General features: G+C 45.4%; 6 protein-coding genes. All 6 read right to left on the bottom strand.

Translation table 11 applies throughout. The annotated features are described in order from the left end of the window. Nucleotides 1-349, bottom strand: a 349-nt coding sequence (locus CCU_RS00170) for a hypothetical protein (RefSeq protein WP_208895855.1), incomplete at its 3' end; no start/stop codon positions are given. 334 nt (nucleotides 350-683) lie between these two features. After that, complete coding sequence (locus tag CCU_RS00165) at nucleotides 684-2,783, bottom strand: ATP-dependent helicase (RefSeq protein ID WP_243440822.1); 2,100 nt, start codon at nucleotides 2,781-2,783, stop codon at nucleotides 684-686. 200 nt (nucleotides 2,784-2,983) lie between these two features. Further along, complete coding sequence (locus CCU_RS00160; RefSeq protein ID WP_208895854.1) at nucleotides 2,984-11,287, bottom strand: leucine-rich repeat protein; 8,304 nt, start codon at nucleotides 11,285-11,287, stop codon at nucleotides 2,984-2,986. A 187-nt stretch (nucleotides 11,288-11,474) separates the two neighbouring features. Then, on the bottom strand, nucleotides 11,475-12,173 hold the full coding sequence (locus CCU_RS00155) for a zinc metallopeptidase (protein ID WP_015533113.1): 699 nt from the start codon (nucleotides 12,171-12,173) through the stop codon (nucleotides 11,475-11,477). 177 nt (nucleotides 12,174-12,350) lie between these two features. Beyond that, on the bottom strand, nucleotides 12,351-13,343 hold the full coding sequence (locus CCU_RS00150) for a GH25 family lysozyme (protein WP_015533112.1): 993 nt from the start codon (nucleotides 13,341-13,343) through the stop codon (nucleotides 12,351-12,353). 130 nt (nucleotides 13,344-13,473) lie between these two features. Continuing rightward, complete coding sequence (locus CCU_RS00145; protein ID WP_243440911.1) at nucleotides 13,474-13,773, bottom strand: hypothetical protein; 300 nt, start codon at nucleotides 13,771-13,773, stop codon at nucleotides 13,474-13,476. Nucleotides 13,774-13,781: the final 8 nt, after the last annotated feature.

Genomic DNA, 13,781 nt, shown 5'->3' with positions numbered 1-13,781 from the left:
TATCACATGTTATACGCGTTACTACCTTTTTTGAAATAGTAAGAACTGCCATATATGCCACTAATATAATTCCAATTAGAATTTTATTAAATTCGGCTTTCGACATCAATACCAATAACCCATTATGTACTAAATAAAACAAGAGAAATAACATACTACCTACTGCTGGTGAACTTCTTCTTTTATAAAATATCCCTACAACCATATATGTAATTAGCACAAGCGCTGCCCCTATTATCATGTTGAAAAAAACTGGACCAAATGGTACTTCTATGGCTGCATTTTCAAATGGGTTTGATACAAAAAACTGTCTAATTATCACACTCACTGTATGAACCAAATAATACATTTTTACCTCCTTTATGATTTATATAAAATACAAGCTTTTATTACAGTTTATATTTTAGTTTTACAAATGTTATAGTTTTTATGTCCTTTCGTTTTGCATACACCTTTTTATATTTTACAATATATCTTTCTATATGTAAAACTACTCTTCCTCTTTTTTCCGACTACTTATGCCATTGTTTCCACATAATTAACAATCTTAACCATCCTTTTACCATACCGCCTTCTAAAAAACCTTTTATACAATTCTACTCCATTTGCTGTACTGTTTTTTCCTCACCAAACAAAGTGAAAAGGACAGCCCACATTCTAGTGGTCTGCCCATGTCTATTTCATTAACCGAGTTTTTCCAGCCCCACCCCAATCTTCAAGTTCCTCTCCGTCTCCACCCTATCAAACTTAACCACATAGCACCCTATATCTCCCCTGATACCGGTTATCGTGCCCTCGCCGAACACCTTGTGTCTCACCCTGTCTCCGGGCTTTAGCTCGGTGTCCAGCGGCATATAGTGGCTCTCATTTGCGGCTATGTAGCTCTTGGTGTCGTCGACAAGGCGCTGCGGGAGCTCGTTCACGTAATCGATGGCTTCCCGGTCTATGTTGAAGATGAACCGGGACGGGTATCTGAAAGAATCATCGTAGTTCAGCCCCTCGGCATCGCTGATGTACAGACCGCGCTCCGCTCTGGTACATGCCACGTATGCCATGCGGCGTTCCTCCTCGAGCATCGCCTCAGTGTCCACGTGCTTGCTTGGGAATATGCCTTCATTTACACCGCACACGAACACATATGGGAACTCCAGGCCCTTTGCGGTGTGTATGGTCATCATCGTCACAGAATCCTTGTCCTTCTCCCTGTCATTGTTCGTGTAGAGAGCTATGCTCTGCAGATATTCCTCCAGCGTATTCTCCTCACCGGAGGTCTTCTCATATTCGTCTATCGACTGCTTCAGCTCTGCCAGGTTGTCCAGCCTTTCCTGTTCGCCTGCCTGTCTGAGCATCGCCTCGTAGCCCGTGGCGGCCATAAGCTCTGTCACAAGGTCTGAAAGACTTTTCTCCTTGTATGTCCTCCTGAAATTTTCTATGATATCGACAAAGGCTGAAGCACCTGTCGACTTAACAGTCTTCTCCTCCAGAAGATCCTGAAGACCGCTGTACAGTGAGCATCTGTGAGTCTCACAGTACGACTTCAGCATCGACATTCTCTTTTTGCCAAAGTTCCGCTTTGGTTCATTTATCACCCTGCAAAATGACAGATCATCCGCATACGCCACCATCCTGAGATATGCCAGTACATCCTTTATCTCCTTGCGTTTGTAGAACTCCGTTCCGCTGTAGAGGATATACGGGATCTTTGTCTTGATAAATGCTTCCTCTATGCTTCTCGACACGAAATGTGACCTGTACAAAACGGCTATGTCACTGTACTTTGTGCCCGCCTCAACCAGTCTTTTTATCTCATTTGTCACCCACTGGGCTTCATCCCCGGTGGTCCTGGAATGTACGTACAGAGGGCGTGCCTCAGACGGCTTCACAGCCACAAGCCTGTGGGGCAGTCTGTTCCTGTTTTTCTCGATCAGTGAGTTGGACACCGCCAGTATGTCAGGAGTTGAACGATAATTCGTGTCGAGGAATATGGTCTGTGTATTCTCATGGTTCTTGTCGAATTCCAGTATGTACTCTATCCTTGCCCCGCGCCACGTATATATAGTCTGATCCGGATCGCCCACGATGAACAGATTCCTGTGATAACCGCTGAGTATCTCCGCCAGCGCATACTGGTTACCGCTGACATCCTGGAACTCGTCCACCATGACATACATCATGCGTTCCTGCCATTTGTGGCATTTCTCCGCATCGGTTCTGAGGATGTGGAGCGCAATGGTTATGAGATCATCATAGTCAAGTCCATACACCTTCTTCTGTTCGTACAGGTATCCCAAAAATACTTTTTCAGGTATGTCTGAAGCCTTCTCATAATCCGCCAGCAGTCTGTCATTGCTTATGTCCGCCAAATATGCGATATGCTGCATCTCGTTCTTCATCGCCGATATGTGATCCCTGGCCATGTCAAATGTATATGTTCTCGACTGTATATGGGCATTCTCGTACACCGTTTTGAGTATATCCTCCGTGTCCTCGCTGTCCATCACCACAAAGTTCTGGGGATAATTGATGGCATGGATATCCTCCCTCAGAAGCTTCACACAGAAGCCGTGAAATGTGCAGATGTATCCCGTATCACTGTCCCCGATCATCTGTCTGATACGTTTGCTCATCTCCCTCGCCGCTTTATTTGTAAATGTTACACACAGTATATTCGATGTGGATATTCCAAGCTCGTCCACCAGATACGCATACCTGTAAGTGAGCGCCTTTGTCTTGCCGGTTCCCGCTCCCGCAATTATGCGCACATACCCTTCTGTGGTGGTCACTGCCTCCCTTGCTGTTCATTCAGTTCATCTATAAAATTATCCATACAGTCCTCCATATATTTGCAAACATATGTTCAGTATAGCAGATTATATCTTTCCTGTCACTACACTCATGGTTTTACACCAGAACGATCTTCACATAAAAAACAGGACAGCCACATCATCTGTGACCGTCCCGCCAACACATCAACGCATTTCATTTATTTTGACTTTTTGTATACCGCTTTCTTAGGAGTGTTCATTCCCTTCGCCTTGAGCTTCTTTGCATATGCGTCATATTTCTTCTTAGGAAGATATATCTTCACATTGCTCTTGACACCCTGGAAAGCATTCTTACCGATAGTCGTTATCCTTGTAGACTTTATGGTAACTTTTCCAAGCTTTCCACACTTGCTGAATGCTGCACCGCCTATGGTCTTAACGTTTCCTCCGATCACAACCGTGGTGAGATATTTGCGTCCTGTAAATGCTTTCGCTCCTACAGCCGTAACATTGAAGTTCACTCCACCGATCTTGACACTGGATGCAACCGTGAGTGACTTGAACTTCTTGTCGCTCTTCTTGCTTGTACTTCCAACAAGTGTCACTGTTCCCTTGCCATTTGAAGCGGCATTTGTCACCTTATATTTCAGATAGCCAGGCACGCCCTTCTGCGCAACTTTATATATCTTGCCCTTGCCAGCCTTGATAGCAAATGTCTTGCTGACGGAGCCTCTGTAATTACCCTTACCAGTGATCTTTACTGTCGCTGTACCGATATTCTTGTTGTTCTTGTACTGTACGGTGTAATCCACACCATTCTTCAGTGTTGTTTTGCCTCTCCTGAGCGCAAGCGATTTAACAGTGATAGGTGATCCTGTGTATGTATATCCATTCTTTTCTATACCGCTTACGACCACATTGTTCTTGGAATTTCCTATGTCTATTCCAAGGGCAGCTACTGACTCATAACGCTTGTACCCACACTTGGTACAGGTAAATGTCTTCTTACCTGCCGCTGTGTCTGTAGGCTTGGTCGTTATCGCTCCCTTGTCCCATGTGTGGTTTGCCAGGCCTGACTTCTCTCCACATGAGCACTGATACCAGTGAGATCTGCTGTCGCTCTTGTACTTATTGCCGTAATCGTGTACATGCTGCTCCGGCTCTTTCTCGACGGTGATCTTTACATTGAATACAACTCCATTGTAAGCCCTGTTCCATCCTGTAACTGATGTCCAGTCATAATTTACTGTGTCTGCAGGCTTGAAGCAAAGCTTGTATGTATTGCCATCCTCAACCTTTGTCGTTCTGTCTGTATACCATGTGTATACTCCATCCTCGCGCTCTGGAATCTCTATGTCTGCAAGAGTCATATTCTCCTTAGCACTCAGTGAATCTATCGCCTGAGTAAATACTGCATTTGCAGGAAGAATCTGAACAGTTATCTCCACATGCTCTGCTCTCGCGTATACATCCTCATCTTCAGGTACAAATGTTGCAAGGAAAGTCTTTGTTCCAACCTCTCCCACAGATTCATCTGCATTCTCCCAGATGAACATTCCACCTGCTGTCTCAGGCAGGAGTATCTTGCCAACAGTGTCTCCGTATGTAGCTGTGACATTCTCCGGAACTGTAAATACAGGATCCTGCTTTCTCACATACACTGAAAGCTTCACTGCAATTCTCACACTTCCGTCTTCCAGTTCCTCATATGTTCCCTCTGCTGCATCGATCTTGCTCCAGTCATAGTTTGCTGTGTCGTCTGGAACAAAGTATGCATCGTAGGTCTCGCTTGTTCCGGCCTTGCCTACCTGCTGTGTTCCATCTGCCCACATGTACTTTCCTGCTGTCGATGTTGGAAGCTCCACATCCGCAAGGGTCTTGCCGGCATATGCGTCGACCGCCTTTCCTGTAGTAAATGAAGGTATTCCCTTCTCCACGCTGGATATGATCAGTGTGAACTCAGCCACTGTCTGATTCTGTCCTCTCACCGTGAACTTGACTGTCTGTGCCTCAGCACTTGCAGTCTTTGGTGTTCCATATACCTTTCCATCGTATATCACAAGTCCTGCCGGAAGTGTCTGTCCCTTTGCAAGGGAGTATGACACATATCCGTTGTCCACCGCTTCATCATTCTGGATCTCTATGGCTGTCAGATCATATAATGGCTCATCCTTTGTGGTTGTCTTTCCAACCTGCGCCTTAACTGTATCCTCTGTCTTTGCGAGAGTTATATTTACGGCCTCCTGCTTTGCCATATTTACCGTAACTGTTGCCGGCTCATATGTCATGACGCCGCTCCAGAGACGGTTGTTACTTGTAGTCATGACTGTGTCATCCGGTCCAAATACAACTGAATCCACCGCCATTCCATCTATCGGCTCACCGTCTATTGTGATGTAGAACGACTTGCCACCCTGTATATAGAGTGCATCGTCACCGTCAACACCTGACTTCTTCTGACATCTTGTTGCCGATGAGCTCTTCTCTATCTTTGCATCGCCATCCTTGAAGCAGTATTCTGGATAATCCACATCCAGCTTGTAGAAAATGACGCTGTAATTTTTCAGTGCGTACACCATATCCGGGATCACTGTGGTGAGTATGCTTCCGCTTCCAAGACTTGACGTATATGCAAGCTGCTTCATATTACCATAGTTTACGATCATTGCACTGTTTGTGAGGTTGCCAAATGTAAACTGTGCATCAGCTCTGTTGATGAGCTTTGCATTTGTATTCAAGGTGATCCTCTCACTATTTGCTGCTGTGATATCCCCGTAGTTATCTACTGTTGCTGAAGCCTGAACATTTCCTTTCAGATTCCATGCACCTCTGTTGACCAGTGATCCTGTCATAGTCAGAGCGCCGTCCACATTCCATGTGCCAAGGTTCTCAACATCACCGGTAACTGTCGCTGTCGACGTATTTGTAAGAGCTGCGCCCTCGGCGATGGTCAGCTTTGAATCCTTGAGGATCTCAAGCTGTTTTACCTCCACCTCTCTGTCAAGTGTGTAGTCTCCGCCTATAGTTAATTTGCCGGCGAGAGACATATACAGTGAACCCAGACTCTCAACCTGGTAATTGTCAGCGGTGCCCTTTACAGTAGCTGTGGACTTTGCATTCTCGTCTACATACTCTACCTTGCCAATCTTACCGCCTGCCGCAAGTACAAAGTCACCTGTGACAGCGCCCTCTGTTCCTGCCTTGACGTATATATTTCCAATGCTGTGACCATAGTTAAATACCAATGCCTTGCTATGCTCATTGTTGACGTCATTTTTTCTGAGTTCTCCTGACTTTATCTCGGCATACAGATCTCCCTTCACATCTGACTGCTGAACAAAGTTGTTGCACTTCTCAGCGCACCATCTTCCATCAACCACACAGTTCACATTTCCAGATACGGCTGTTCTCGACACTCCGTTGAAGTAGGAGCGCTTGTTCATGTAATCCGCACCGTATATAAATGTATTGTAATGATCAGTTATACCAACTCTTATATCCACATCACCGGATACTGATCCACCCGATGTGACATACATATTCTCAGACTTGGTTGATTCCGGTGTGTACATCTGTGCAGACTTTGCAAATGTGAAGTCTACCTTCTCCGCATTTGTATTGTACGCACCGTATACCACGCTTCCTGCTCTTCCGTCCTCTGCCGTGAAGGTCACTGTCTTGACATCAGCGTTTCCTGCCGCAGCTACAGTGCCTGACACATAACCGCCCATGATCGTCATGGTTACATTTCCATCTATCGTCACGCGGTCTGCCTTGCTGTCAGTTGAACCCGCAGCACATATATTGCCGACATTTCCGCTTCTGAGTGTCACCGATATATCACCGGTGTATTTATTTGCTGTGTCCGTATAGCCTGATATGCTGTAGCCTGACAGATCATATGTAACCTCTCCGTCTATTCTGAGTGGTCTGTTGTCGTCTGCCACTCCGTTGTGATCAGCATCCAGATATACTGAGCTCTTGCTGCTGTCCGATGGATCAACTATTATCACTGCCGAATTTCCACCGAGATCAATGGTCTTATCCTCTGTGTTCACAGATACACCAAGCTTGTTGATATCAGGTATCTCCGTGCCTGCCGGCAGTACCTTGAATACCACTGGGAAATCAACCGATGTTCCATTTCGTCCTGTTATGACAAATGTTACTGTGCTTTCACCTGCATTCTTGGCTGTTCCTATTATCTTACCCGACTCAAGCACAAGTCCTGATGGAAGTGTCGAACCGCTCTTCAGTCTGTACTGCATGTCAGTTCCATAATCCTTTGTGGTATCTCCTGTAACCTTGAGGATCGTGAGATCGTACGCTGGTGAATCCGCTGTGTACTTGGTCTCCGCCGCCAGAATCGGATCTGCGTATTCCTTACTGATGTCTATCTGGTCTGCCACATAATCCACTACAATAGACATAGATGAATCCGGGCCTGTCACCTTTGCACTTCCGTTGCTTCCCTGTACCGGCTCGCCGCCATTTGCCGACACATAGGCTGTGTAACCCGGCACATCGGTATAGCTAACTGTGATCGCCTGTTTGCAGGCAACATATTTGACATTCTCATATTCAACTACATATGACTGTGCAGCCAATTTTGCTGATGAGTTGTCCATGTTTGTTGAGGCGCCTGCATAGCTGTAATACACTCCTGTCCAGCCGCTGGCATCTATATCATCTGCAAATTTTCCTGCTGCCACCCACACACCTGTGTTGCTGAACTGGTCTGAAGGACACTTGAGCGTACCCTTCTGATATACTCTTGCCCAGCCTGATGTCATGTTGACCTTGCCCACATCAAACAGCGCATCCTCGCCTATTGTGAGTGTCGTGTCATACTGTGTCATATTGAGAGCCGCAAGCTTCGTATCTCCATTCACAACTGCCTTGGCATACTTTGAATAACCAAGCCGGTCAGCGGTCAGCGTATCGTTAAATACTGCGGATGATCTCTCATTCAGTGACACATAATCCGTTACCTCAACCGGAGCATTTACATCAACTGCCGCACTGTCATAGATTATCAGAGCCGTTGCCGTGAGTTTCTTATTCACAACATAGGTTCCTCTGATAGTTACGATATCCTTGCTGTTTCTCATGAATGCACCGGTATATTTTGATGTTGTATCCGCTGCAAATCCGCCCTTATCTACAGTGTTCTCTGCGATCTCATATGCGATGGTTCCATCCACGGTTGAATTCGACAGAACATACATAGTTGCTGCCTTACCACCACGGATATTTATACTCACCGCATCGCCGCCTTCATATGAAAGCTCTGAATCCTTTGCACCGTATATTGCTTTTACATTTCCCCCCGTCATGGTGATCCTGATGCTTCGTCTTATGGCGTTGTCCTCGACACCTGTTATCGTGTACTCCGACAGATCTCCGGTGTACAGAGGTGTCTTGCCATCTGCCTGTCCATCCTGATTGTCGTCCACGTATATCTCTGTCTCTGTGTCGTCCTTTGCCTGGATGACCACTGATGTTCCGTTGAGACATATAGTCTTCTCATCCTCGTCAACTACGATTCGGCCATCCTGGTTGTCCTGCTTCTTCTCCTCATTTGAGACGATCACATTCAGTGAGAGCTGTGCCTTTGAACCATTTCTTCCTGTCACATGTACTATGACATTCTTTCCATCTTCATAAAGCTTGCTTGCCGTTCCGACAACCTTGCCATCGATCAATGAGAGTCCCTCAGGAAGGCCATTTGTCTCGTCTATCTCGTATGTGACCTCGCCCTCTCTTGCGTCGTTTGATATGACAAGATCTGCCATGTCATAGAGAGGTGAAGCTGCCGTGTATTCTTTTCCAAGCAGTGCTGAAGGGTCAACAGTTGTCTTGGATACCACGATCTGCTTTCCTGTCGTTGCGATCGTCACTGTACAAGGCTCATTCGGCATGCTGAACGTGTACACGCCATTTGATTCAACCGCTGAATTTTCCGCTGTGTCGCTCTGACCTCTGAAGGTCACCTTGTCAAGAATATATCCCTTGTTCACGGTCGGTGTTATCTTGACATCTGCGCCGCCCTTGACATATGTACCATCAGGATCAATATACTGTGACGTCTTGCCTGTCATGTTGTACGTTGCGGCCTTCTCGTTGGACACAACATCTAATGAATAATTTACATTTGCAACATCCCCTACAGCCGAGTCCTCTATTACACCCCCCTTTGAGAATATATTTGGCATATACCCATCAGTCGCCTTAAATGTTCCCTTGAGGATTCCACTGTGGAGTATATTTGAACCGCCTGCTGCATATATACCCTCTTTTGCAGTTAACGTTACCCCCTTGTTGATAACGATCACGGCATTGCCCTGGCTTCCGTTCTCTGTGAAGTTACCAAAGTAAATATTGTCAGCAGTTACATCCTTGTCTATCACAAGATTCTGTCCGCCATAATATATATTATGTCCATAGGTTATAACAGATGAGCCGGTGGTATTCATGCTTGGAGCCATATAATACTTCTCCGGCATACTGCACTTGTCATCAAATGTAACTTTTGCATCCTTGTTATTACCTATATACATCTGGAAGCTTATTCCGTCTGCATTTGTAAAATCTGTGTTGTTGATCTTTATATCAACGGGAACTGTATTCTCGGTTGAACCGGAATAGCTCTCATTTGCCAGATAGAAAATATTATTTCCCGCCAGTCCATTTATACTGCTGTCTGACAACGTTATGTCAACCTTTGTTCCGATATTTCCGCAACTGTAATCACCTCCGGCGAGTCCACATTTTGCAAAATGTATCTTTGCTATATCCGCCTTGAGTTCCCCTGCCAGTGCAAAGTTGCCCATCATGGTAAACATGTCGCTGCCCGCGTATTCATACGAGTTCACAAGCGGATCGCCATTTTCGTCTACTATGGATTCATCATTCATGCCATCCACATTGACCGTCATATTTCCCAGACAGCTGCCGCCGTATACAAACTGTGCTGAACTGCTGATAACGTTGCTGACGCTTATGTTAAGATCCTTACTGATGCTTCCGCCCTGCTCTACATTCAGAGATCTCGTAATGCTGCAGCCCGAAACTATGGCATCTACAGAACCATTTACCGTCACATTTGACAGCTCCAGAGCATTTACATAGGCTGCATTACAGTTGTAAAGTTCTGCCTTTATATCACCTTTTACACCTGTGCTCAGATACATGCCATTTAATGTATCTGTTGTTGCCACAGCCTTCATTACAACGCTGGCAGAAGTGATACCGGAACAATTTGAAATTCCATATACCCTGCCGCTGGCACCAGTGATATTCTCCATGTTCACAGTATACGTATATGTTCCTTCTTCCTCCGGCTGAGTCTGACTGAACGAAACCGAATTCATGCCACATGTTGTGTAACCGGCAGCGCAGTTCTTTATATCTATATCAGCCCTTCCGCCCAGCATACCGCCATACATTCCATATATGGTGTTGAACTTTGCTCCTGAGCCGTCAACGCTGACATTTACATTTCCCTTTATATTTGTATTATTGGTGCCATACACAGACATCTCTGATCCAGACTGGCTTTTCAGCTTAAGGTCCAGATTTCCAAGGATAGTCGCACTTGACGCACCATATACACTGGCACTGCTTCCATCCTTTACGGCTGATATTCCGTCAAATGTAAGGCTCACGTCACCATCAACCTTTGCCCCCTGGGAAACTCCGTTCAGGCTGTCTACCTTGGAATCAGTCACCTTGGCCGTCAGTGTCTTGCTGAGCACAGCTCCATTCTGCACGAGATACACTGAATTGACGCTGGCTCCTTTCATATTGAACACTGCATCGCCATTTATCGTGTATGCTTTTCCTGTGTAATATCCATCTGTAGCCAGTGCGACAAATGTGTTGCCATCACAGCTATAATTGATATTCTCCGTGATGTCTCCATCTATGGTCGATGTGCTGAGACCGTAGAGCGTCTTTATCGTAACTGACTTCTCCGTGTCTATCAGTACACCACCAGTACAATATGTCTTAAAAAGTCCATACAGACTTTCAACTGCTGCGTCGCCCTTCACACTGATAGTTACCGCAGTCATGTTCTCCGGGGTCTCAACAGTGCTCTCAAAAGCTCCATATACGGCGGGCAGTTCGGCACCGTCTATGGTTATGGAGATCGGCGAGCTGCTCTTCTCCTGGTAAAGTCCATATATCTTACCGTAGTGTATATCCGTGTTTCCATCCAATGTGAAAGCTTCCTCGCCCTCATCAAGGATTCCATCCCTGTCTTTGTCATTGTAAATATTGAATAACTGCTCGCTGTCAGTGGAATTCGGCGACTGCTTTATGATTACCGAATTGCCGTTGAGCGTGACACCTGATGGTGTAGAGCCTGACGACTCATATACATACTCCAGTCCCTTTCCCGTATCCACAGCTTCAGACTGTGTGTCATCCGCCGCAAATGCCGTTATTCCCGATGCCATGCCAATAGCAGCAAGCACCGACAAGGCCGTTATACCTCCTCGTAGCCTTCTCTTCCTCATCAATTACCCTCCCTTAATTAATTGTTATGCAGACTTTCCTGTTATAATTGTGCACAATAACAGAAAAAGTCTTGCAAATATGTAGATTTTTGCCACTTTAACCATTTTACCATAGCAAAGTTGCAAATACTATCAACAAATTCACAAGACTTTTTTATGCATTTTTATATTTTCTGTTATAATTCCGCTATCTTCTCCTGTTGCCAAACAATAATACAAGTCTGAGCAACTGAAGTGATGCTGATACCATGGCTGCCACATATGTCATAGCTGCCGCTGTGAGTACACTTCTTGCACCCTTGAGTTCATCCGGATAGAGATATCCGCTGCCCTCCAGTATCGCCATTGCTCTTCTCGATGCATTGAACTCCACCGGAAGTGTCACAAACTGTAGGACAACAACCAGTGAGAACAGTATGATTCCGAGTGTTATAAGGTAATCAACCCTCGGAATGAGAAGTCCTATAAGTATGAGCGGCCATGATATGGCTGAGCCTATATTTGCCGCTGGAATGATGGCTGACCTGATGGTGAGCGGTGCATATGCATTTGCATGCTGTATGGCATGTCCGCACTCATGGGCTGCCACGCCTATCGCTGCGATGGATCTGGAACCATACACGCTGTCCGACAGATTGAGCGTATGCTCCTTAGGATTGTAATTATCAGTCAGATCTCCTGAGATGTGATGTATTGACACATCCGTTATCCCCGCATTCCTGAGTATCATGTATGCGACCTGGTCCGCTGTGTAGCCTGACCGCGATCCCACCTTCTCATACTTCTTGTATGTGGTCTTGACTCTTGCCGATGCTATCATGCAGAGCACCACGCCTATGAGAACCAACAGATATGTTGGGTCAAAATAAAATCCATAATATGGCATATATATCACCTTTCCCTTTCATGTATCCCTGACGGGGGCTTTTGTTTTCCACTATCCTATAGTATATATTGCGCTTCGTCAACAGGTATGGATGATACTTCATATAAATTTCATTTTTGCCGGAACTAATTTTATACTTCGTTCTCCTGCCATTTTTCTTATGTCATTTACCTGCAGCTATCTGCCAAGCATCTCATTTACCTTATTCTGCACCTTGACATGATCATACCCTGCCTTCTTCAGCCTGTTCTTTCTGTCATCGCCATTTCCCCAGTCGCCGGCTATGACCTCTCTGGCTATCACATCTATCGATTTCTTCTGTGAGAATTTCACTATAGCGTTCACCTTCTCCTGAACTTTATCGTAATCATATCCCGCCGTTTTTAATCTCTTTTTTCGATCCTCGCCGTTCCCCCATCTGCCCGCTATGACTTCCTTCGCGATCACATCTATGCTTTTCTTTTTTCTATTCTTATAATTACTTTTCCCGCTATTGCTGTCAGAGCCTTTCCCTTTCGTTTTTCCCTTATCACTGCCAGTCTTTATCGCAGCACATTTTCTCCATGTCGCTTTGTCTATATAAGACTTGTTCAGGTCAAGATTTCCTTCATACCCCGGAAGCCGGCCTACAGAAGTGTATTGCCTGATAGAACAATCATACTGCCCCTCATTCCACGGATGCTCCTGATATCCAGTCTGCTCATAATCAGGATACTGAGCGACCCACAGCCTGTAGCCAAGATTTTTGACATTTTCCATGGCACTCTTCTGAATATATATCAGCGGTTTTACCCTGGTTTTTCTGTACACATAATCACACCACTCCTTGCACCATGCCCTGTCACTTCTGCCAAACTGTGGGTTGTTCTGCCCCTCCCAGTCAAGCACGAGTATGGCTTTGCCCACATATTTCTTACTGTATGCAAGGAAATACTCAGCCTCACTGTGGGGATCGCCACCATTTGCATAATGGAATGCCCCCAGGAGTTTTCCCGCTTTCATCGCCTGGTCACAGTGCTTTGCAAAATACCTGTTCTTGTAGTCCGTGCCCTCCGTAGCTTTCACTATCACAAAGTCACAAGGCACCTTGGTTATATCTATAGTATCCTGCCACGCTGATATATCTATACCATCCATGTAGCCCTTTAATGGAACCTTATTAGAAGCCATAAAATTGTCTCCTGAATTTCTTTGTCTGTATATAATATTCCAGACATTGAATCAGGAGACAATCTTAGGATCATTATTCCGAACTTATACTTATCTGTCTCGTATTACATGTGCCACTGTCATGACGCCTTTATTCATGCCACTTTTCCTTATCTCCGCCATTGTAAAACCGCTTGAATATCGATATCAGGTAGTCCCATCCCCGGGTACATAAAATCGCAATGACAAATGCCCCGAAAAACGCAGCCACAGGATAATACCACACAAATGCTATGTGATAAAATGATAGTCCAACAAAAAGTCCCACCTCACACACAATGACACTGGTGATCAGAACCTGAAAAGAGGTAGGGATCTTCTTCAGCACTCCTACCTCTTTCGTAAATTCCGTTATTATCGATATCAAAGTACAAAGAACAGCCACCATCACTAGACAAA

It is taken from the genome of Coprococcus sp. ART55/1, from assembly GCF_000210595.1.
GTDB classification, from domain to species: Bacteria; Bacillota; Clostridia; order Lachnospirales; family Lachnospiraceae; genus Coprococcus; species Coprococcus aceti.
This window is presented reverse-complemented; position numbering and strand designations above follow the sequence as displayed.